Raw genomic sequence first — 23,501 nt, forward strand, 5'->3', positions numbered from 1 at the left:
ATTTGAGAATCAATCAGAAACCATTTTATAATTTAAAGATTAAACAGGCTACAAAGAAATTATAGCATGCATGTATTTTTTAGTCGATAAAGAAGTTCTATCATTGATGAAAGTATCTATTTTTATTTTACATAATACAGCTATAAAGTTTATTCTCAGTTAAATTATTGTAAATATAACTAAAAATATTGGTAATACTTGATTTAAGTTTAAAAAGAATATATTATAGTATAGAATGTGTAAAATTTTTTTGAGAGGTGTTAGAATGCTAGTAGTAGAAAACGTAAGCCACGGATTTGGAGCAAGAACAATATTAGAAAATGTATCCTTTAGACTTAGAAAAGGTGAACATATTGCACTAGTTGGCGCTAATGGAGAAGGAAAATCGAGTTTTTTAAATATAATAACGAAAAAGCTTATGCCTGATGCTGGAAATATAAAATGGTCTTTAAGAGCTACAGTAGGTTACTTAGACCAACATACAGTATTAAGTAAAGGTAAAAGTATAAGAGAAGTGCTTAGAGAAGCTTTTAAGCATATGTTTGATTTAGAGCAAGAAATGATTGCTATGTATGACAAGATGGGAGAAGCTAGTGATGATGAGATGAGTAAGCTTCTTGAAGAAACAGCAGAAATACAAACTATACTTGAAAATAGTGGTTTTTATATGATAGATGCAAAGATACAAGAAGTTGCAAATGGTCTTGGTCTTGGAGAGATTGGTCTTGATAAGGATGTAACTGATTTAAGTGGAGGTCAAAGAACAAAAGTACTTCTGACTAAACTTTTACTTGAAAATCCAACTATTCTTATACTGGATGAGCCTACAAACTATTTAGATGAGGAACATATAACATGGCTTACTAGATATCTTCAGGAATATGAAAACAGTTTTGTTCTAGTATCACATGATATTGACTTTATAAATAATACTTGTAATGTAATATATCATATGGAAAATGGCGAGTTAAATAGATATAAAGGTAATTATGATGAATTTGTAAGACTGAATGATATAAAGAAACGTCAAGAAGAGCAAGCTTATGATAAACAAGTTGAAGAAAGAAAAAGGTTAGAAGATTTTGTAGCCAGAAATAAAGCTAGAGTTGCAACAAGAGGAATGGCTAATAGTAGACAAAAACAACTAGATAAGATGGAAATACTAGAAAGACCAAAGGAAAAGATAAAACCTACTTTTTCTTTTAAAGATGCCAGAGCAGCAAGCAAGATAATCTTTGAAACAGAAGACTTAGTTTTAGGTTATGATGAAGCGTTAACAAAACCACTTAACTTCCATTTAGAAAGAGGAAAGAAGGTTGCTTTAAAAGGTATGAATGGTATTGGTAAATCTACATTATTAAAAACATTACTTGGAATAATAAAACCATTTGGTGGAAATGTTAGATTGGGAGATTATTTAGAAGTTGGATATTTTGAACAAGAGAGTTCAAGAGAAAATAATAATACACCTATGGATGAAGTCTGGAGTGAATTCCCTGGTCTTACGAATTTTGAAGTTAGACAAGTCCTTGCAAAATGCGGACTTACTAATGAGCATATAACTAGTCAAATGAGAGTATTAAGTGGAGGCGAAGCTGCCAAGGTTAGACTTTGTAAAGTTATGCTAAAAAATATAAACTTCTTAGTATTAGACGAGCCTACAAACCACTTAGATGTAGATGCAAAAGACGAATTAAAGAAAGCTATAAAAGAATTTAAAGGTACAGTTCTTTTAGTATGCCATGAGCCAGAATTCTATTCAGAAATTGTCGATGATGTATGGAATATAGAAGATTTCACTACTAAAATCGTTTAGGTAATTAATTTGTTACTGGGGGGATTTCATGAAAAAGTTTCTAAATATAATTTTTTCAGTGTGTATAAGTGTGGTTGTAATAGTAGGTGCTATTAATTTTACTGTTGGATTTAAGCAACTTTATTATTTTGATATTGATTATTTAAACATATCAGAGTTATCTGGTTTATCTAAAGATGATATAAAATTAAATTATGATTACTTAATAGATTACAACCTAAGCAAGGATGTATCTGAGTTTAAGTTACCAACATTAGAATCTTCTCCAGAAGGGAAAATACATTTTGAAGAAGTGAGAAATATATTTCAAAATATCAATAAATTAGCTAAGTTATTAATGATAATTTCTTTGGTGGGAATTATATTAAGTATAAAAAATAAAAATATAAAACTACTAAAAACTATATCAATGACATTGATAATAATGCCAGTAGTGTTGGCACTTCCTATTTTGTTGAATTTTGAAAAATCATTTATTATTTTTCATAAATTATTATTTAGAAATGATTATTGGATATTTAATCCTGATTTAGACCCAGTTATAAATATGCTTCCAGAAGAATTTTTCTTTCATGCTGGAATGATGATTTTAATATTGATTTTTGCAGTAAGCATGTTGATTTTTGCAATGTATAAATTATGTAAATTATTTAAAAGTAGAAAGATATAAGGTAGAGCGATATAAATTAAAACTTATATAATAAAAATAGCTATGTAATATTATTTAGACGAAAAGGAGTCAAAAAATATTTATGCATAGCTATTTTTAATAAAAAATTATTTTTTGCAAGTAATTTTAACTAAGTCTTGAAATTTTCCCATAATATAATTATAATTATCTTTTTTATGAGGTAGTATACAGCTACTGCAATCTTTAATGCCTTTCTCTGTGTACTTAAAGTTTCCTCCACAATTTTCTCCTAAAGCATATAAAGGACAATAGCAAAATAAACAGTTAAATTCTTCTGGTTTATCAGTTTTATGACAAGGGAAAAACTCACAATCTTTGTGATTAAAAAATTTATAATTTTCGCCCATATTTTCCTCCTAATTTAAATAAAATATGAAATCTTTTATAACTATATAAGATTTTGGTGATAATATAATTATACAATATTTTTATTAATAGTTGATAATATAGTACTCTTAATCATATTATTAATGGTATAATTAGTCAACAGAGAAATAATGTAAGTGTTTTTAATACAATTAGATTATGTTTTATAACAAAAAATGAGGTGATTAAGTGAAAGAAATTCAAGAAAGAGCACTTCTTGTAGGTCTGAATTTGACAACAATAGTTAAAAAAAGTGATGATATAGACACTAACGAATCCATGGAAGAACTAAAAGAATTAGCGAAGGCTGCTGGAGCAGAGGTTGTAGGTAGCTTAATTCAAAATAAGCAAGCTGTTGATGCAGCTTATTATATAGGAAAAGGTAAGGTAGAGGAAATAAGAGCATATAGTGAATCATTAGATGCTACTTTAGTAATTTTTAATGATGAATTATCTGGCGCTCAAATTAGGAATATTGAAAATGTTGTTGGAAAAAAAGTAATAGATAGAACTACCTTAATTTTAGATATATTTGCTCAAAGAGCACTTAGTAAAGAAGGTAAATTACAGGTCGAATTAGCACAATTAAAATACAGATTACCACGACTTTATGGAATGGGTGGTGAAATGAGTAGAACTGGTGCAGGAATTGGAACGAGAGGACCTGGTGAACAAAAGTTAGAAGTAGATAAAAGACATATACTTAATAAAGCAGCGGATATAAGACGTGAACTTAAAGAGGTAAAAAAGAATAGAGAGACACAAAGAGTTAAGCGTTTAAAATCAAATATACCAATTGTAGCACTTGTTGGATATACAAATGCAGGAAAATCGACCTTACTAAACGAATTAATAAAGACACACAAGGATTATGAACAAGAAAAAGAAGTTTTTGTAAAAGATATGCTTTTTGCAACTTTAGATGTAACTTTAAGAAAAGCTCTTTTGCCAAACAAGAAAGAATTTTTAGTAGTAGATACTGTTGGATTTGTTAGTAAACTTCCCCATGATTTAGTAGAGGCATTTAAGGCTACACTAGAAGAAGTACAATATGCAGATTTAATTTTACACGTAATTGACACAACGAACACTAGTTATGAATTGCAAAAAAGTACAACTGAAGGTGTATTAAAAGAACTTGGTGCAAATGATAAAAAACATATACTTGTATACAATAAAGTAGATAAGCTAGAGTTAGATATATATCCTAAGAGTCAAGAAGATATTGTGTATATATCTGCAAAACAAGGCATAAATATGGATAAACTATTAAATATGATAGAAATTGCTTTAATGGAAAATACTTATTCAGTAAGTTTGATGTTACCTTATGAAAGAGGTGATATATTTAGTAGAATAAAAGATAAATACAATGTGGAGAATTTTGAGTATGGGGAAAATGGTGTAACATTAGATGTAAATTTAGATGAAGAAGATTTTAATATCTATAGAGAGTACATATTAGAAAAATAGGTTTGATATGGATATAAATTGGGAAAATATAGATAATCTTGAAGATTATTTTATAACCTATCTTCTTTACAAAGAATCTAAAACAGTATCTCAAATTAGTAAAATTAGAAACATTTCAAATGTTGAAGCAAGTGAGCAACTTATACAAGCAAAGTTGAAGATAAAAGAAATGCAAAAAGATGATTTTGAGGCATCTAAGGACATTTTAGATAAATTTTTAGAATTAGATAAAATTAAGAGACTTGATTTTATGGATAGCTTAGATGACGAAAAAATGGTATACTTTAAGAGAAAGGTTTTCAAAAGAATCCTTGTAGAGAAAAATGCTGAAGATTTGATTGTTTTAATTTGGGCAACAGGTGAGCTAAAAGATGATAGATTTTTGAAGTTACTCCATCAGCTCACAAACCACAGACACTCAGATATTAGAAGAATAACTTATTCAGCAATAAGAAAGATTGAGTCACCAAGTAGTAGAGAAGTCTTACAAAAAGGTCTCTACGATAAAAATGCACAAACTAGACAATATTGTGCAAAAGCTCTTTCAAAATTAGGAGATGAAAACAGTTTAAAGATTTTACAGCAGTTAAAAGATAAGAATAAGAATTTTGAAAAAGAGTACGTGCTTAGAGCTTATGATGAAGCCATTGAAGCATTATTAAATTTGAAAAAGTAATTTTTTATTAAAGCAATTTGTTTACTTAATGATTTATTTATGGAGTTTAACAAGGTAATTAATAAATTAATGGGAGGGGTTTCAAATGATAGTAAGACGTTGTGCAGGTGGAGTAGTGTTTTATGCTAATAAAGTACTTATTGTAAAAAATGATAGAGGTGAATGGACACTTCCAAAAGGAAAGATACTTGGAGGAGGACTTCCATATGAAAGTGCTGTTGAAAGAGTTAAAGTAGAAACTGGCATAGACGCTAAAATGATAGATGTAGCTGGCGATACTATGTATGAATTTTTCTCAAGAAGTAGACAACAAGAAGTTTGCAATGCGATAATGTGGTATGTTATGGAAGCTTGTAATACTGAATGTGTACTTGCTCCTGAATTCCAAGAAGGTGGATTTTACAAGATAAAAGATGCTTTAGAAATGTTGTCACATCATAAAGAGCAAGCTTTAGTTGAAGTATCTTATAAAAAGTTTAAAGAATTAAAGAAATTAGTTTCAGAGGGCGACGATGTTCCAGCAAACTAGTAGTGAATTTATAGAGTTTTGAGGAAGGGGTAGACCCTTCCTTTTTTAATTCCAAGTTTTAGAAATGTATACTTTATAGTTTATCTGATTTGTATTTTAATAAATTATATTGATTTATGTATCAATAAATTATATTAAAAATAAAAATTAAAAATCTTGTGATTTTATTATATAATTATCTTATAATGCTAACTAAATGAATACTAAAAATTCTATTTACATTTTAATTGGAGTAATTTTTATAAATAAAGATATATTTTAGCAAATGACAAAAATAGGAGGAGTTATAATGAGTAATTATAGGACATTACACGAATTTGGAACAGATGAAATAACAATTGAAAAATCTGTTTTTATTGGATATGCTAAGCCTATACAAAGTGAAGAAGAAGCAGTAGAATTTATAAATGAAATAAAGAAAAAACACAAAGATGCAAATCATAATGTGTGGGCTTATACAGTTGGACAAAATATGAATATACAAAGGTATAGTGATGATGGAGAGCCACAAGGAACAGCAGGGATACCAACATTAGAAGTCATAAAAAAAGAGGACTTGAGAGATGTAGTAGTAGTTGTCACTAGATATTTTGGTGGTATAAAATTAGGTGCAGGTGGTCTGGTTAGAGCTTATACAAAAGGTGCTAAATTAGGCTTAGAAGCTGGAAAAATAATTAGTAAGGTAATGTACCAAGAAGTTAAAGTTAAGATAGATTATACTCAACTTGGAAAGGTACAAAATGAACTGATGAATTTAGGGTACTTTATAAAAGATACCATATATGAGGATAATGTTGAGATAATAGTATATTCAAAGTTAGAAGATGTGGAAAAACTATCAGAGAAAATGATTGATATAACAAGTGGAACAGGAAAGATAGTTTTAGGAGAAGAATTTTATTTATCTGAACAGGATGGAGAAATTTTACTATAAAAATCTTACTGTAATTTAAGCTAAAAGTAAAAAAGTAGAGTAGCAATATAGAAGATAAAAGCATAAAAATAGAATAGTTATATAGAAAATAAAAGCCATTAATTTATATTAAAATAATTTAATGGCTTTTATCAGACTTTGCACAGAATCCTTTTTTAACTTCAAATAAACCAACTAAAAGTAAAAACACTCCAAATATTTTCTTCAATATATCAGACGATAAATAATTAGCTAATAGTGAGCCAAATATAGCTCCTAACACTCCAAATACAGCTATTGGAATAACTAATTTGAAAATTACGTTTTTATTTTTGATATGTATAGCTAATGCTATCAAAGTCATAGGTATGGAGGAAAGTAAGTTTACACTCTGTGCTATTTTAGTATCTATACCAGCAAGTAAAACGAGAGCAGGAATAAGAATAGTTCCACCGCCCATTCCCATTCCTCCAATAATTCCTGCAAAAAATCCAATTAAAGCAAATAACATTAAAACACCATCCTTAATGCTGCAATTATCATAATCAAGCCAAAAGAAATCCTAAGAAACTTTCCAGTAACTTTATTTAGTAATTTAGCCCCTATAATACCACCAACAATACTTCCTGCCGCAACTTTTATTGTTAAGTTAATGTCGTAAGTTCCTTTAGAAACATATAAAACAGAACTTGCTGTTGTCAAGAAAATGATTATAGAAAGAGCTGTTGCATGAGATTTATGTTCTTCTACCTTCACAATATCATTTAATATTGGGACTAAAAGAGTACCACCTCCAGAGCCAAATACTCCGTTTATAAATCCTGTAAATACTCCAATTATCGTATTTTTTATATTGAAATCAAAATATTTTTTCCTTAAGTTATTAGTATTTTTCATAAAAACCACCTTCTAAAATAGTTTTACCAAAATAGGCAAATTATATTTATATAAAATAATATTAAATATAATCTTTCATTTTTGCTTAAATTTGAATAAAAAAAAACATGTTAAAACAACATATTAATATATGGTATAATATATTAAAACAAAGTAGTAAATTGAGAGGAGATAACAATGTCGAATATAAAAATACAAATAGACAAAACTGTAGAATGGCTTAAAAATAAGGTTAATGAGGCAAATGCAAAAGGATTAATTGTTGGTGTATCTGGAGGAATTGATTCAGCAGTAGTTGCCAATTTAATTAAAAAAGCTTTTCCAGAAAACTCTATGGGAGTTATAATGAGCATAAAAAGTAATCCTCAAGATAGAGAAGATGCACTTAAGGTTATAGAAGGATGTGATATAGAATATCTTGATTTAGACCTTATAGAACCACAAAGTGCTATATTAGACATGGTGGTAGGAAATTTAAAAGAGAAACATTTATATAGAGAAGAATATTTAAAAATGACAGATGCAAATTTAAGAGCAAGAGTAAGAATGAGTACTATTTACACAATTGCTAATAACTTAGGATATTTAGTTGTTGGTACAGATAATGCTGCAGAAATACACACTGGATACTTTACTAAGTTTGGTGATGGTGGAGTTGACATTTTACCAATTGCAAATTTAACTAAAGCTGAAGTATACGAATGGGCAAAAGAACTTGGTGTTCATGAAGATTTAATAAATAAAGCTCCTTCAGCAGGTCTTTGGGAAGGACAAACAGATGAAAATGAAATGGGAACTACTTACAATATGATAGATGCTGTATTAGAAGGTAGATTAGATGAAGTTCCTCAAAGAGACCAAGAGATAATAGAAAGACTTCATAGAATAAGTGAACACAAGAGAAAAACGCCTGCACAACCTCCTAAGTTCTAATTTACTATTTTCAAGATTTGTGATAAAATTTACAAGTGATAAAAATTAGAATAATTAATTGTACGTATTAAGGAGTGGAAATATGGGACGTATAGGAAATATAATTAATAGAAAAGGTAAACAAGATGCTCAAAGAGCAAAAATATTTACTAAACATGCTAGAGCAATAGCCGTTGCAGCTAAAGAAGGTGGAGCAGACCCAGAATATAATGCAGCATTAAAAACAGCTATAGAAAAAGCTAAGGCAGATAATATGCCAAATGATAATATAGATAGAGCTGTTGCTAAAGGTGCAGGTGCAGGTGCTGGAGAAGACTATGAAACTATAGTTTATGAAGGATATGGACCTGGTGGGGTTGCTGTTATAGTAGAGACTTTAACTGACAATAAAAATAGAACTGCTGGTAATGTAAGATATTACTTTGATAAAAACGGAGGAAACCTAGGAACTACTGGATGTGTGTCTTTTATGTTTGATAACAAAGGACAAATATTAGTTGGTGCAGGAGATGGCGTTTCAGAGGAAGAATTAATGGATGTTGCATTAGAAGCAGGTGCTGAAGATTTTATAACAGAAGAAGATGGTTATGAAATAATAACTACACCAGAAGATTTTTCTAGTGTTCGTGATGAATTAAAAGCAAAAGGGTATGAATTTATATCTGCTGATGTAAAGATGATACCTCAAACTACAACTGTACTAACTGAAGAATCTCATTTAAAAATGATGAATAAATTAGTTGATATGCTTGAAGAAGATGATGATGTTCAAGATATATATCATAACTGGGAAATGGAAGAATAAATATTCTAATATCTTAGAAATATATACACCTCTGAGCCATGTTTGCATAATAATATGTTAATATGGTTCAGAGGTGTTTTTATGTCTATAAAAATTGTTCTATAAAAATATATCTTATAAAATATTGTAGATATTAAACATCCTATTATAGGAGATATGAGAGTCAATGGAAATCCAGTTAAGTTGATGACAACAAAAGCTCAAATTAATGTACCAGCGCCATCTTTAGGAGAAAATAATGAGGAGATTTATAGAAGTTGGCTTGGCTTTGATAGTGGTAAAATAAATGATTTAAAAGAAAATGGAGTTATCTAATTTTAGAGGAAAAGTATAAATATAATATTCATTATCTTCTAAAAATTGTAAATCAAATCTAAAATTATCAGAAGCATTTAAGATAGGAAAATCTATTTAGACACTAAGTCTTTTTGGATTTTCCTATTTTCGTTAAAAAATTTATAATATTGGAACAGATACATAGATATATTAAGCTAAAATATTAACTACTCAAATTAATAGAGAATAAACTATTTATATGTTGAATAAAGGCTTCTTTATTAGAGTTCAAATAAACTTGTGAATATATTACCTAAACTATTTTAGTGAAAATATCAAAAGTGAGACCGCATTCTCAAAAATGAGACTGTGTTTTTTAAGTATTTTCTCGAAAATGAGACAAAAATATTGTTTTATGGGTTTTGTTGGATAAAAATTCTTTCGTGAATTACAATCTAATCAATTCTAAAGTTAAAAATTATTAAAAATTCAGTGAAATTTATGTATATTTTGTTTATTTTATCAAAAAAAACAGTTTTTTAACAAAAATAGAGAAATTAAATATAAGTTGGCGTAGAACTTGCTACTATATATTAACAAGAAAGTGTAGAAAAAATAACAATAAATAATGGGGGGAATATGATGGGATTTGTAATGGACAATTTGAAAAATCTTAAGGTGGAAGTTAAGGATAAAGTCTGTGTTATTACTATAAATAGACCTAAAGCTTTAAATGCTCTTAACAATGACACTCTTAGAGAATTATCTCAAGTTATTGATGTAGTATCAGAAAAGGATGAAATATTAGGAGTTATTATTACTGGAGAAGGCAAAGTTTTTGTAGCTGGAGCTGACATACGTCAGATGCAAAACTATAAAAGTGAAGAAGGCAGAAAATATGCAGGTTATGCCCAAGGGATTTTCGATAAAATTGAAGCTCTTGAGAAAACAGTAATAGCAGCAGTTAATGGATATGCATTAGGTGGTGGATGTGAACTTGCTATGAGCTGTGACATTAGAATTGCATCAGAAAAGGCTATATTTGGGCAACCTGAAGTTAATTTAGGAGTCATTCCATGTTTTGGTGGAACTCAAAGATTATCAAGACTTGTTGGAACTGGGATAGCCAAAGAATTAATTTTTACAGGAAGGCAAGTAGATGCAGAAGAAGCTAAATCTATTGGTCTTATTAATAAAGTGGTTCCAAGTGATTTGCTTTTACAAGAGTCGATGAATATGATGAACCAAATAGTTGAAAAAGCACCAATAGCAATAAGATATGCAAAAGTTGTTATTAATAAGGGGATAGATATGGATTTAAAAAATGCTCTTGAATTAGAGAAAGATATTGCAGGTTTAACTTTTGCTACAAGAGATAAGCAAGAAGGAATGAATGCCTTTATAGAAAAGAGAAAACCGATTTTTGAAAATAAGTAGCTATTATAACTATTGAAACAAATATAGAACATATTTAAAATCTAAATTTCGTGAAAAAATACATATAGTTTTATAGTTTAATTTTAAAAGGAGTTAATTTATGAATACGGGAGTAATTATAAGTTTAGTAGGGATTATCATAGCCCTATCCCTTCTAGTTGTAATGGTTATGAAGGGCGTAAATATTTTTATAATAGCAATTGTATGTTCATTATTAGTTGCTATAACAGGAAATTTAAATGTGTATGATGCACTTAAGGTGGATTATATGACAGGATTTGTTGGATTTCTTCAGGCAAATTTCTTTATTTTCCTAACAGGTACCTTAATGGGAAAAATAATGGAGATTACTGGAGGAGCAAAATCTATTGCTAAGATGATTGTAAGATGGATTGGGAAGGATAAAGCATTACTTTCTATTCCAATAGCTTGTGGAATATTAGCCTATGGGGGAGTAAGCGTTTTTGTTGTAAGTTTTGCTGTGTTTCCGATAGCTTTAGAAATTTTTAAAGAAGCTGATTTGCCACGACGATTTATACCAGCAGCCTTGACTTTTGGATGTTCAACTTTTGCTATGGTTGCACCAGGGGCACCTCAGATTCAGAATATTGTCCCAGCTTCAACATTAGGAACAGATATTATGGCTGGAGCAGTAAATGGATTTATATCATGTGCAGTAATGTTTATAGTTGGAAGCATTATTTTATACAAAATGGTTTCAAAAGAAAAGGCTAATGGTGGGCATTTTATAGCACATGAATCAGATACATTTGATGAAGTAGCAGCAACTAATTCCAAGAGAGAAAATGGTCCTAATGGTCTAATTGCATTAATTCCATTAATAGTATCAATCTTGATAATCAATGTGAAAATTAATGGAAAAGCAATAGTACCAATTGAGGTAGGAGTATTTATTGGAGCTTTATTAGTGTATTTATTGTTAAATAAATATCAAGATAATACCAAAATAGTTGGACATGTTGGTGATGCATGTAAAACTACAGTAGTAGCAATATGTAATACTTGTGCTGTAGTTGCATTTGGCTCAGTTGTAAAATCAGCAGTTGGTTTTGACTTCATAGTTAATGCTATGACTAATATTCCTGGACCTCCTATTGCAGGGGCTGCAGTTGGGACTACAGTTATTGCAGGTATCTGTGGGTCAGCTTCAGGTGGACTTGGAATTGCGGCTCCACTTCTTGGACCAGTATTTTTAGCTAAGGGTGTTTCTGCTGCTGCATTAACTAGAACTATGGCAATTTCGTCAGCAGCATTAGATTCACTTCCACATAATGGATATATCGTTACTGTAACAAATGGTCTATGTAATGAATCACATAAGGATGCTTATATGCCAATATTCTGGGTAACTGTTTTAACCCCGATTATTGGAACTGTAGTAGCAGTTCTTCTGTTTACGATGTTCCCAGGATTACCATAACAGAAAAGATAAAAAGTATAAATTATATTTTGATATTGTAGAATCAATTTTCAAAGTATGTATAATAAATTTTATGTTTTAATAACATAAATACCATATTTAAAATACCAAGTTGACAGTATAAGGAGGAATTGAAAGTGTTAAATAAACCATTAGAAGGAGTTAAGGTCATTGACTTAACATATTTTGTAGCAGGTCCAGGTACTTCTAAAATATTAGCTGACTGGGGTGCTGATGTTATTAAGGTAGAGCCAAGCTTTGGAGACCCAGGAAGAAAGACAGGGGCAACAATGACAATGCCAATAGATGATTATAATAATCCTTTTTACAGCACATATAATTCAAATAAAAGAGGCTTGTCTATAAATCTTAAGAGTGAGGCTGGAATTGAAATTATGGATAAGCTTTTAAGTGAAGCAAACGTATTTGTTTCAAGCTATAGAACAGGAGCGCTAAAAAGACTAGGTCTTGACTATGAATCATTAAGTAAAAAGCATCCACATCTTATCTGGGGACAAATAAATGGTTTTGGTGATTTCGGACCTGCTAAGGATAATGCAGGTTTTGATACAGTTGCTTTTTGGGCAAGAAGTGGAGCTATGCTTGATATTGCAGAGAAGGATACAAGTCCAATAAACCCACCTATAGCCTTTGGAGATGCCACAACTTCTTGCAGTTTATCTGGAGGTATATGTGCAGCTTTATACCAACAAGCTAAGACTGGAAAAGGACAAAAAGTAATGGCATCTTTATTTGGACAAGCAATATGGAATGCATCATCTTTATTAGCATCTACACAGTTTAGTGATGAGTATCCAAAAACTAGAAAAAATGCCATTTCTCCAGTAATAAACTCTTATCGTTGTAAGGATGGAAAGTGGATATTCTTAAGCATTCTAGAGCATGAAAGATATTTTGAGGCACTTTGCAGATTATTTGGAAGAGAAGATTTAATAAAAGAAGAGAAATTTGCATCTTCAGTAGAAAGTAAGAAAAATGCTACAGAACTTATTAATATTTTGGATGGTGAATTTGCAAAATTTACTCAAAATGAGATGGTTGAAAAGCTTACTACTGCGGATATAGCCCATGAGAGAATTCAACATGTTAATGATGTGGTAACTGATGAACAAGCTATTGCTAATAACTATATATATGAACATACAAGTAAAAATGGAAATAAGACAATGCTTGCATCCACTCCAGTTAAGTTTGGGAACATTGAAGTTAACATGACTTGTGATGCTCCACTTATAGGAGAACATTCAGATGAGATATTGAGAGAGCTTGGATACAGTGATTCTGATATAGAAGTTCTAATTGAGTCTGGAATTGTAGCAATGAATAAAGAAACATGTGAAGTACGTTAATGAATAGGAGGAAATTTTATGGATTTTAGATTAACAGAAGCACAACTAATGCTTCAAAGAGTAGCAAAAGAATTTGCAGAGAATGAAATAGCACCAATAGCTGCTGAAACAGATAGAACAGGTATTTTTCCAAGAGAGCTTTTTAGCAAAATGGCTAAAATAGGCTTTAATGGTATTGGAACACCTGTAGAGTATGGCGGTTCTGGTGGAGCAGATATAGAAAAGGTAATTGTTGTTACTGAGGTTGCCAAAAAATGTGCAGCATCTGCAGCAATATTATCAATACACACAATATACGCTCAAGCTATTTTGAAATTTGGTACTGAGGAACAAAAGAAAAAATACCTTCCAATGATGGCTGAAGGTGGGTGTGTAGGTGCCTTTGCTTTAACTGAGCCTAATGCTGGTTCAGATGCTGCAAGAGCTGCAACAACTGCAATTATTGATGAAGCAACTGATGAATACGTCTTAAATGGGACTAAGTGTTTTATTTCTGGTGGAGGTCAAGCAGAATCATTAATAATATTTGCATTGACAGAGCCATCAAAGGGAATAAAGGGCATGTCTGCTATCATCGTTGACAAAGGTACGCCAGGTTTTTCAATAGGAAAAATTGAAGAAAAAATGGGTATCCATGGTTCAGAAACTGCAGAGTTAATATTTGATAATTGTAGAGTTCCAAAGTCTAATTTATTAGGAAAAGAAGGGAAAGGCTTTAACATAGCTATGACTTGTCTAGATGGAGCAAGAATTGGAGTTGGAGCTCAAGCTGTAGGAATTGCGGAAGGTGCTTTAGAAGAGAGTATCAAATATTCTAAAGAAAGAGTTCAGTTTGGCAAGCCAATTTCAGCTTTGCAAGGTATTCAATGGTATATAGCAGATATGGCGACTATGGTGGAATCAGCAAAGTTGTTAGTATATTATGCTGCAGACTTGAAAGCTAGAGGGGAAAGACACACTAAAGAAGCTGCTATGGCAAAATACAATGCGTCACGTACTGCAAGAGAGGTTACAAACCTAGCTCTTCAAATCCATGGAGGATATGGATATATGAAGGATTATCCATTAGAGAGAATGTACAGAGATGCCAAGATAACAGAAATTTACGAAGGTACTTCAGAAATACACAAGGTTGTTATTTCAAGAGCAGTACTAGGATAGGAGGAAGAGCATGAATATAGTTGTTTGTTTAAAGCAAGTTCCAGATACTAACGAAGTTAAAATAAATAAAGAGACAGGTACTCTAATAAGAGATGGTGTACCAAGTATAATCAATCCAGATGATAGAAATGCTTTAGAAGAAGCTTTAAAAATAAAAGATGAACTAGGAGCAGTGATTAAGGTTGTAAGCATGGGACCCCCTCAAGCTAAAAGTGCTTTAAAAGAAGCTTTGGCAATGGGTGCTGACGAAGCATATTTAATTTCAGATAGAGCTTTTGGTGGTTCAGACACTTGGGCTACATCTACAATTATTGCTGCTGCTATAGAGAAGGTTGGAAAGTATGATGTAATATTCTGTGGAAGACAAGCTATAGATGGAGATACAGCTCAGGTTGGACCAGAGGTTGCAGAATTCTTAGGTGTCCCACAGGTTACATATGCAAAAGAAGTAAAGGTTCAAGATGATAAATTACTAGTAACTCGTTATACAGAGACAGGAGATTATTTAATAGAAGCAAAGATGCCAGTTTTATTAACTGCTATAAAAGAGTTAAATAATCCAAGATATCCAAGTGTCAAAGGAATCTTAGAAGCTTACAATAATGGAGATGCAAAGATTACTGTGTTAACACTTGAAGACTTAGCTGTTGATACAACTCAAATTGGATTAAAGGGTTCGCCTACAAATGTTTACAAGTCTTTTGTACCAGTTAAAGACAAGCATAATGAAATAATCGAAGGTATAAATAAAAAGGAAAAAGCTGAGAAACTAATAGAAATACTATTCGATTTGAAACTAGTATAGGAGTGTTAAGATGATGAGAGCAAAAGTTAATCAAGGTATAAATTTAAATGATTATAATGGTGTTTGGGTAATAGGAGAGCAAAGGGAAGGTAAAATAAATCCTGTTACTATAGAACTTATTGGTGAAGGAAGAAAGCTTGCTGACCAATTAGGAAAAGAGCTTGCAGTTGTAATAGCTGGATATGAAGTAGAGAAAGAAGTAAAGGAGTTACTTCACTATAGTGTTGATAAAGCTTATTATATCAACGACCCTCTTCTTAAAGATTTCACAACTGATGGATATGCAATTTCAATTGCAGGTTTAATTGAAGAGAAAAAGCCAGAGGTTGTACTAGTTGGAGCTACTTCTATAGGAAGAGATATCGCACCTAGAATTGCAGGTAAAGTTGGAACAGGTCTAACTGCTGACTGTACAAAACTTGAAATAGATTCAACAGATAATAAGTTATTACAAACAAGACCAGCCTTTGGTGGAAATTTAATGGCTACTATTGTTTGTCCAAAAAATAGACCACAGATGTCAACAGTTCGACCAGGTGTTATGGCAAAAGCTGTAAGAACTGAATCAAAGACTGGAGTTTTAGAGGTTGTTACTCCAGAACTTAATGAAAAAATGATTAGAACTAGATTAGTAGAAATTCTTCCAAAAGAAAAGAAATCTATAAATCTAACTGATGCTAGAATAATAGTATCAGCAGGAAGAGGATTAAAGAGGGCAGAAGGATTTGAACTAATAAAAGAATTAGCTGATAAATTGGGGGCAGAAATTGGTGCTTCAAGAGCGGCAGTAGATTCAGGGTGGATAGAACATTCTCATCAAGTGGGACAAACAGGAACTACTGTTAGACCAGAGTTATACATTGCGTGCGGGATATCTGGAGCAATACAGCATTTAGCAGGTATGAGTGATTCTAAATATATAGTTGCTATAAATAAAGATTCAAAGGCACCTATTTTCAGTATATGTGACTATGGAATTGTAGGGGATTTATATGAAATTCTACCTGAAATGATAGAATCATTAAATAGGTAACTTCTAGAAAACATTGAATATATAGAATGGTAAGTCTTATAATATTGTATTGTAAGACTTATTATTTTTGCTGAAGGTTATAGTGGAGGGATGAAACAATGAAAGAGCACTGGTATAAGGATATATTTGCAAGAGTATTATCCATGACTGATGATGGTTTTATTGTTGTAAATAAAGATGGAGTAATCATAGATATTAACGATAAATATTGTGACTTCTTAGGGAAAGAAAGAGACGATATAATAGGACACAATATACAAAGTATTATACCAAATACAAAAATGTTAGATATTATGAGAGATAAATATTGTGAAGAAGGAGCTATACACCATTACTCAGGTGGAAAAACAAAAGAAAAAAGTGTAATAGTAAGTAGGTCTTATGTGGAGAATGATAATGGAGAAGTAGTTGCAGGGGTAGCTCAAGTTAAATTTAGATTACAATCCTTTGATGTAGCTAAAAAGTTAATGTCAGAATATATGGAACTCCAATATTATAAAGAACAGTTCAAGGATAAATGTAGTTTTGACAAGCTCATAGGTGAAAATAGAGATTTCATAGAACTTAAGAAAACAGGTATGAAAGCTTCTAAAACGAACTTCTCAGTGCTTTTAACAGGTGAAACAGGTACAGGTAAAGAAGTCTTTGCTAGAGCAATTCACAATAATAGCAGTAGAGCAGACAAGCCTATGGTTAGTATAAACTGTGCTGCAATACCAGAAGAACTATTAGAATCAGAGCTATTTGGGTATGACGAAGGAGCTTTTACAGGAGCAAAAAAAGGAGGCAAAAAAGGTAAGTTTTTAGTTGCAAATAATGGCACAATCTTCTTAGATGAAATAGGTGACATGCCTTTGACCATGCAAGCAAAACTTTTAAGAGTTCTTCAGGAAAGTGAAATAGAACCAGTTGGAGGTCTTAAAACTATAAAAATAGATGTAAGAGTAATCTCTGCTACAAGAAAGAATTTAAGTAAAATGGTTGAAGAGGGATTATTTAGAGAAGATTTATACTATAGGTTAAATGTAATAAATATTCATATGATGGAATTAAAGGACAGACAAGATGATATTTTATTGTTAGCAAATTATATACTAAATAAATTAAATGTTGAATATAAGGAATTGAAGGTTTTAAGTGATAAAGTTAAAAATTGTTTTATTAACTATATTTGGCCAGGAAATATAAGAGAACTGCAAAATGTAATAAAAAGTGCTTATGCTGTAAGTGATGATATGGTCATTATGATGTGTGACCTTCCATCTAAAATGGATAATATAAGCAGAGTAGCTCAATGTAATGTGGATAGTAATTGCTCAATTCATGAAATGGTTGAAAATTATGAGAAGAGTTTAATTATTGATGTGTTAAGGAAGTACAATTGGAAATGTTCCAAGGCAGCAGAGGTTATGGGAATACACAAAAGTCTTTTGTATAAGAAAATAAAAAAGTATGAAATTGAATTAAACAATTAAGATGACTTGAATTAAACAATTAAGATGACTTGAATTAAGATTAAGGCACACAAAAAATCACCCTTATACAGTGAACCATACCCACTGTTTTAACTGTACAAAACAGTGGGTATAGTTCAAAATTAGAGTGATTTTTACTTTATTTAATATTTATAAAAAATGTTTTAAAATATTTATCTTATTATTTAATCATAATTTTCCACTTCTTTATCAAGTTCTTTTCCACAAGAATCACATTTATATATAGCATTATATCCGTAATTATATTCATCAACTATTTTCTTTTGTCTAAATACACCACCACAATCACATAAAAAACCGTTTTTTATAAGAGTAACAATAAATTGTGATTTTATAAATTTTATATCATTACATTTATCATTAGTGTAAAAATTATAAATATAAGAGTTGTCACATTCATCTCTCAATTCAAATTTTTCAATATATGTGTTGTTTTTTAACTCCTCAAATTCTTCTTTAGTTAAGTATGACTTTTGTTGCAATTCGTGTAAGCGCTTAATTTGGTCCATAATTTATATCCTCCTAATAATTTTAGTATTTTAAGCTTAGATAAGGACTCTAAGTTTTATTAAATTTATCTCAAGGAATTATTTAAATTATATTTAGTTTTATTTAATTACAACATAAATAAATTAGCTATAAATAAAAACTAATTTTAAAAATAATTTCCTATGAAAATCTAAATTACTAACCCCTTACTAACCCGAAAAACTAAAAAAGAAAATAAAAAATATATCCAATCTAAATGATATATAAATAAAGATGATATATAAATAAAGGTATTTTATATAAATTTAACTTTAAATATCTCAACTGTAATATATAAAAATATATTATAGTTAAAATATACCACATATTTTGGGTATTGTATACTGGAATTAAAGCAATTAATTTATTTTTTAACACACAAATGATTTTATAAAAAAAAACAAGACTGAAAAATTCTTATATTATTTGATAAAATAAAAATGATAGTAAATTTATTGAATTTTATAAAATTTATAAGGAGTGAACTTAAAATATGCAAGAGAATAAAAATGATATATTTGAATCAATAGATAATGATGACTTTGACAATAAAACAGAAGATGAGTATTTAGAAATAGTAAAGCAAAATGGATTAAATTTAATATACATAAAAAATCAAACAGAAAAGATATGTCTGGAGGCTGTTAAACAAAATTGTAATGCAATAAAGTGTGTTGATAATCAAACAGAAAAAATATGTATAGAAGCAGTCAAGCAAGATTGGAGAATGTTAGAATTTGTTGAAGATCCAACAGAAGAAATATGTATGTTAGCACTTAGTCAAGATGGAACAGCATTAAAATATATAGAAAATCAGACAGAAGAATTATGTTTAAGAGCTGTTGAAAAAAATGGCACAGCTTTAGCATTTGTAAAAGAGCAAACAGAAGAAATATGTATAGAAGCAGTTAGAAATAGTGAATTTGGATTAGCAAGGGTAAAAAATCAAACAGATAAAATATGTATGGAAGCAGTTAAACAATGTAGTTATAACCTAAAATGGGTGGAAAATCAGACAGAAGAAATATGTATGGAAGCAGTAAGACAAAATGGGCTTGATTTGAAGTTTGTAAAAAATCAGACAGAAACAATATGTCTAAGAGCTGTAAGACAAAACGGTATGGCTTTAGAATTTGTAAAGGAACAGACTGTTGGAATATGCTTGAAAGCAGTGAGACAATATGGAATGGCTCTAAAATTTGTGAAAGAACAAACAGAAGAAATTTGCACAGAGGCTGTTAAACAAGATAAAAGAGCTCTTAGTTTTGTCAAAGGAGATAAAGAAAAATATAAAGTTTTATGCGATGGCAATGAGCCATTTGCAAAAAGATACGTTAGAAATGTAATAGAAAAAGAAAATAGAGCTTTGATTAAAAAAGGAGAAGAAAATGCAAAAATCAAAATTGCAGGAAAACTTCATGATAGAGGCATGTCTTTTGAAGATATATCAGATATAGTTGAGATTGAAATAAATAAGTTAAAGGTGAGTTTGGGGATTTTTTAATATAAAATAGTTAATTAAATAATAATTGGATAGTTCTTTGTAGGATAGTAAAATAAGTGCTATAATTTGACATATAATAAATTATTTTTATTACACATTAAGGAGGGATTGAAATTGAAAATTACAATATTGTATCAAACAAGAAGTGGAAACACAGAAAGGGTAGCTAAGTTAATAGAAGATGGTGCTAAAAAGGTAGACGGAATAGAAGTTAGACTTATGAGATTAGATAGTATTGATACAGAGTATTTAAATGAAAGTAAAGCAGTAATATTTGGAACACCAACATATTTAGCTAATACAACTTGGGAAGTAAAAAAATGGTTTGATGAGGATTCAAAAAAGATAAATCTAGCTGGCAAGTTGGGAGCAGTTTTTGCTACATGTGACTATGTCTGTGGAGGTCCTGATGTAGCAATTCTTACTATAGTAGGGCATTTAATGGTTAAGGGAATGCTTGTGTACTCTGGAGGTGGCTCTTTAGGAAAACCATTTATACATTTAGGACATGTACATTCAATTGAAGGACCAGAAATACAAGACGAAAAAGCTGTAATATTTGGAGAAAGAATTGCTACAAAAGCAAAAGAATTATTTGCTTAATTTCTATATACATAACAATGCTTGAAATAAGTTTAATGTTTTAATGGGGATTTAAGGTAAAAATTGTATACAAATAAAAATTTTCCATAAAATTACTCAATATGCTATCAATATGAATTATAATATGATTGTAAACATATTATATTAAATAAAATAGATAAAATTAAACGATAATAGTGAGGTAAGTTTATGGTATGGCATATAGAATATGAAATTTTTTCTGCAATTATAGTTATTTTTTTGATGGTATACTTTTTTAAAAGTAAATTTATACCTACTTTACAAAATAAAATATATTGTGCACTTTTAATTTGTTCATTTTTATTCATAATTTCAAATGTTTTAGGCTCACTTTGTCTAAATAATATAGACAAACTTCCAATTTTTTTAACTGCTTCATTGAATCAAATATATTTATTTTTATTGCCAATACCAGCGGCTCTTGTATTATTTTATGTCATGGCTATTATTTATCAAGATATTAGATATATGAAAAAAAAGCTTTTATTTTTATCTATACCACTTATAATTTGTATGATTCTATCTATAACTAATCCTTTTACACACATTTTATTTGGACTGTCAAAAGAAACAGGTTATGTACGTGGTTATGGATATGCTGCAACTTTTTTATCATTTTTCTTTTATGCAATATATTCGGCATTTTTATCTTTTAAATACAAAAAAGCAATGCATGAATCTAAAATATGGGCTATTAGAGGTTTTCTCATAGTTTCAATTATAGCAATTATTTTGCAGGCAATTTTTTTACAGTATCTTCTTACAGGAACAGCATGTGCATGTAGTTTGCTCTTGACATATCTCTCCATGCAGAATAGAGGTCTTATCATTGATGACCTTACTGGTGTACTTAATAGACAATCCTTTATTCAAGAACTAGATTTAAATATAAATACTGAACAATCAGGATTTATCATTACAATTGCTCTTGATGATTTCAAATTTATGAATGAAACCTTTGGAACTAAAAATGGAGATATTGCATTAAAAGAGGTTGGTAAATATTTGATTCATATTCATGATGTAAATCATGTGTATAGAATAGGAGGAGATATATTTTCTATTGTTGTTAATAGCCAGTTAGGTATATCTCCAGAGAAAATTACTAAACAGATAGAAGAAAGATTTAAAAAAGCATGGCTAATAGAAGAGATAAGTTTTAACTTATCAACTAGTATTGCAGTTGTTTCTTTTCCAGAAAATGCTGAAACGACAGAAGATGTTATAGTTGCAATTGATTTCTCTATACATGAAGCAAAACGCTCTGAATCAAGACAAGTTATTTATGCAGATGCATCTATAAGTGAAAAGATAAAGAAAAAACATATAATAAAAAATTGTTTGAAAGAAGCTCTAGAAAATGATGGCTTTGATGTATATTATCAGCCTATATTTTCTACTAGTAAAGATAGATTTGCTTTAGCAGAGGCTTTGATTAGGCTAGAACATAAAGAGTTAGGGTTTATACCACCAGATGAATTTATACCAATTGCAGAGCAGACAGGTCTTATTAATTCAATTGGGTTAGTGGTTTTTGAGAAGGTATGTAAATTTATAGCTAGTGATGATTTTGAAGATTTAAAGTTAGATACCATAGCTGTCAATCTTTCTGTAGTACAATGCATGCAAAAGAATTTGGCTGATGATTTGTTTGATATTATGAAAAAATACAAAGTGTCACCAAATAAATTTAAACTTGAAATTACAGAAACTGTGGCATCAGGTTCATTTAATATAATTAGAGAGACAATGGAAAAATTAATTACTTTAGGGGTTAAATTTGCACTTGACGATTTTGGGATAGGTTATTCTGGAGTTACTAATATGCTTTCCTTACCATTTTCAGTAATTAAGTTAGATAAGAGTCTGATTTGGTCTATGAATGAAGATAGTAAGCATAAACTCACAGTTGAAACTATTATATCTCTTATAAATAAATTAAATATGAAAGCTGTAGCAGAAGGTGTTGAAACCATTGAATACGCTAAAGATTTAAAGTCTATGAATTGTGAATATTTACAAGGGTATTATTTTTCTAAACCTGTTCCAGAGGAAATTTTAAGGGATTTGTTGAGAGAAAATGCTTTTACAGTTTAATACCCTTTATTTTTTTAATTACAATTTTGTTCATTGACACTATTAGCTAAATATTATAAAATTAACACAATAATAAATATTAAAATTATTATATATATTATTAATATTTAATATTAATTCCTAGAGTAAAGATTTATTATATATTTTTATAGCTTAAAATATATATTTTACTTAATTATTCTAACGTAAGAAAGGAAGATGTGACATGAATAAAAAGAAAATATTAGTACCAATTGATGGAACAGAAAGAAGTATGCATTCTTTGGAATTTATACAAGGAATATTCAAAAAAGATGAAGTCGAAGTGGAAATAATGAATGTAAAAGAACTAGTATTTATTGATGGCATATCCCTAGCTGAAGAGATAAAGAATTCTGAGAACTTAGGAAGACGAATCCTGGACAGAGCAGCAGAGATAATGGGAGAGTATGATGTTAAAGTTCATTTTACTTTTGGTTATCCAGGAGATGAAATAATTAGAAAAGCAAAAGAAGATAATGTAGATATTATAGTTATGACAAAATCTACTAAAAAAGGTCTAACACGAATGATAGGTTCAGTAACAGCAAGTGTAGTTAAACAAGCAAAGTGTATAGTAATGATTGTACCGGAGTAGAATTAGTGAGGTAT

At 29.9% G+C, this 23,501-nt stretch carries 24 protein-coding genes; 20 read left to right on the plus strand and 4 right to left on the minus strand.

What is annotated here, in order from left to right; translation table 11 throughout:
• Positions 1 to 265: 265 nt before the first annotated feature.
• Positions 266 to 1,816 (plus strand): ABC-F family ATP-binding cassette domain-containing protein, encoded by a 1,551-nt coding sequence (locus IC219_RS07975; RefSeq protein ID WP_227482982.1) that lies wholly within the window; start codon positions 266 to 268, stop codon positions 1,814 to 1,816.
• Between the two features lie 28 nt (positions 1,817 to 1,844).
• A complete protein-coding gene (locus IC219_RS07980; protein ID WP_227433388.1) occupies positions 1,845 to 2,486 on the plus strand; it encodes a TIGR01906 family membrane protein in 642 nt (213 codons plus the stop codon).
• A 107-nt stretch (positions 2,487 to 2,593) separates the two neighbouring features.
• Here the strand turns inward: IC219_RS07980 and IC219_RS07985 are convergent, their stop codons facing one another.
• Positions 2,594 to 2,854 carry a cysteine-rich small domain-containing protein gene (locus IC219_RS07985; RefSeq protein WP_227433387.1) on the minus strand — a complete coding sequence of 87 codons (261 nt, stop codon included), beginning with the start codon at positions 2,852 to 2,854 and terminating at the stop codon, positions 2,594 to 2,596.
• 208 nt (positions 2,855 to 3,062) lie between these two features.
• On the opposite strand from IC219_RS07985, the gene hflX reads away from it, so the two are divergent.
• The 4 genes from hflX (at position 3,063) to IC219_RS08005 (ending at position 6,485) form a co-directional block, all read left to right on the plus strand.
• A complete protein-coding gene (gene hflX / locus IC219_RS07990) occupies positions 3,063 to 4,346 on the plus strand; it encodes a GTPase HflX (protein WP_227482981.1) in 1,284 nt (427 codons plus the stop codon).
• 7 nt (positions 4,347 to 4,353) lie between these two features.
• Entirely contained in the window at positions 4,354 to 5,022 is a 669-nt protein-coding gene (locus IC219_RS07995) for a HEAT repeat domain-containing protein (RefSeq protein WP_227433385.1), read from the plus strand.
• 85 nt (positions 5,023 to 5,107) lie between these two features.
• Positions 5,108 to 5,551, plus strand: coding sequence for an NUDIX domain-containing protein (locus IC219_RS08000; protein WP_227433384.1), 444 nt, complete (start codon positions 5,108 to 5,110; stop codon positions 5,549 to 5,551).
• Between the two features lie 289 nt (positions 5,552 to 5,840).
• Positions 5,841 to 6,485, plus strand: a complete 645-nt coding sequence (locus tag IC219_RS08005; RefSeq protein ID WP_227482980.1) for a YigZ family protein — start codon at positions 5,841 to 5,843, stop codon at positions 6,483 to 6,485.
• 118 nt (positions 6,486 to 6,603) lie between these two features.
• On the opposite strand, the gene IC219_RS08010 is transcribed toward IC219_RS08005, so the two are convergent.
• Entirely contained in the window at positions 6,604 to 6,975 is a 372-nt protein-coding gene (locus tag IC219_RS08010; RefSeq protein WP_227433382.1) for a sulfite exporter TauE/SafE family protein, read from the minus strand.
• Positions 6,975 to 7,361 carry a sulfite exporter TauE/SafE family protein gene (locus IC219_RS08015; protein ID WP_227433381.1) on the minus strand — a complete coding sequence of 129 codons (387 nt, stop codon included), beginning with the start codon at positions 7,359 to 7,361 and terminating at the stop codon, positions 6,975 to 6,977. The genes IC219_RS08010 and IC219_RS08015 overlap by 1 nt, the downstream gene beginning before the upstream one ends.
• Positions 7,362 to 7,538: 177 nt before the next feature.
• Between IC219_RS08015 and nadE the strand changes: the two genes are divergently transcribed.
• The 10 genes from nadE to IC219_RS08065 all read left to right on the plus strand — a co-directional run bounded on the left by nadE (position 7,539) and on the right by IC219_RS08065 (position 18,097).
• Complete coding sequence (gene nadE / locus IC219_RS08020) at positions 7,539 to 8,294, plus strand: NAD(+) synthase (RefSeq protein WP_227433380.1); 756 nt, start codon at positions 7,539 to 7,541, stop codon at positions 8,292 to 8,294.
• 82 nt (positions 8,295 to 8,376) lie between these two features.
• A complete protein-coding gene (locus IC219_RS08025) occupies positions 8,377 to 9,099 on the plus strand; it encodes a YebC/PmpR family DNA-binding transcriptional regulator (RefSeq protein WP_227433379.1) in 723 nt (240 codons plus the stop codon).
• A gap of 156 nt (positions 9,100 to 9,255) precedes the next feature.
• Positions 9,256 to 9,414, plus strand: a complete 159-nt coding sequence (locus IC219_RS08030; RefSeq protein WP_227433378.1) for a hypothetical protein — start codon at positions 9,256 to 9,258, stop codon at positions 9,412 to 9,414.
• A gap of 603 nt (positions 9,415 to 10,017) precedes the next feature.
• Entirely contained in the window at positions 10,018 to 10,812 is a 795-nt protein-coding gene (locus IC219_RS08035; RefSeq protein ID WP_227482979.1) for an enoyl-CoA hydratase-related protein, read from the plus strand.
• Between the two features lie 100 nt (positions 10,813 to 10,912).
• Positions 10,913 to 12,253: a GntP family permease gene (locus tag IC219_RS08040; protein ID WP_227482978.1), complete on the plus strand. Its 1,341-nt coding sequence runs from the start codon at positions 10,913 to 10,915 to the stop codon at positions 12,251 to 12,253.
• Positions 12,254 to 12,390: 137 nt separating this feature from the next.
• Positions 12,391 to 13,623 carry a CaiB/BaiF CoA transferase family protein gene (locus IC219_RS08045; protein WP_227482977.1) on the plus strand — a complete coding sequence of 411 codons (1,233 nt, stop codon included), beginning with the start codon at positions 12,391 to 12,393 and terminating at the stop codon, positions 13,621 to 13,623.
• An 18-nt stretch (positions 13,624 to 13,641) separates the two neighbouring features.
• Positions 13,642 to 14,784 (plus strand): acryloyl-CoA reductase, encoded by a 1,143-nt coding sequence (gene acrC, locus IC219_RS08050; protein WP_227433374.1) that lies wholly within the window; start codon positions 13,642 to 13,644, stop codon positions 14,782 to 14,784.
• 10 nt (positions 14,785 to 14,794) lie between these two features.
• Complete coding sequence (locus IC219_RS08055; protein WP_227433373.1) at positions 14,795 to 15,589, plus strand: electron transfer flavoprotein subunit beta/FixA family protein; 795 nt, start codon at positions 14,795 to 14,797, stop codon at positions 15,587 to 15,589.
• A 13-nt stretch (positions 15,590 to 15,602) separates the two neighbouring features.
• Complete coding sequence (locus IC219_RS08060) at positions 15,603 to 16,622, plus strand: electron transfer flavoprotein subunit alpha/FixB family protein (RefSeq protein ID WP_413926925.1); 1,020 nt, start codon at positions 15,603 to 15,605, stop codon at positions 16,620 to 16,622.
• Between the two features lie 98 nt (positions 16,623 to 16,720).
• On the plus strand, positions 16,721 to 18,097 hold the full coding sequence (locus tag IC219_RS08065; protein WP_227433371.1) for a sigma-54 interaction domain-containing protein: 1,377 nt from the start codon (positions 16,721 to 16,723) through the stop codon (positions 18,095 to 18,097).
• 185 nt (positions 18,098 to 18,282) lie between these two features.
• On the opposite strand, the gene IC219_RS08070 is transcribed toward IC219_RS08065, so the two are convergent.
• Entirely contained in the window at positions 18,283 to 18,627 is a 345-nt protein-coding gene (locus tag IC219_RS08070) for a hypothetical protein (RefSeq protein ID WP_227482976.1), read from the minus strand.
• Positions 18,628 to 19,139: 512 nt separating this feature from the next.
• Here IC219_RS08070 and IC219_RS08075 point away from each other — a divergent pair.
• From IC219_RS08075 to IC219_RS08090, 4 genes are all read left to right on the plus strand, one after another.
• A complete protein-coding gene (locus IC219_RS08075; protein WP_227433369.1) occupies positions 19,140 to 20,150 on the plus strand; it encodes a DUF4116 domain-containing protein in 1,011 nt (336 codons plus the stop codon).
• A gap of 114 nt (positions 20,151 to 20,264) precedes the next feature.
• Positions 20,265 to 20,753 (plus strand): flavodoxin family protein, encoded by a 489-nt coding sequence (locus IC219_RS08080; RefSeq protein ID WP_227433368.1) that lies wholly within the window; start codon positions 20,265 to 20,267, stop codon positions 20,751 to 20,753.
• 189 nt (positions 20,754 to 20,942) lie between these two features.
• Positions 20,943 to 22,871 (plus strand): EAL domain-containing protein, encoded by a 1,929-nt coding sequence (locus IC219_RS08085; RefSeq protein WP_227433367.1) that lies wholly within the window; start codon positions 20,943 to 20,945, stop codon positions 22,869 to 22,871.
• Between the two features lie 205 nt (positions 22,872 to 23,076).
• Positions 23,077 to 23,487, plus strand: a complete 411-nt coding sequence (locus tag IC219_RS08090) for a universal stress protein (protein WP_227433366.1) — start codon at positions 23,077 to 23,079, stop codon at positions 23,485 to 23,487.
• Positions 23,488 to 23,501 lie beyond the last annotated feature (14 nt).

This window comes from Clostridioides sp. ES-W-0018-02, assembly GCF_020658175.1.
Taxonomy (GTDB): Bacteria; Bacillota; Clostridia; order Peptostreptococcales; family Peptostreptococcaceae; genus Clostridioides.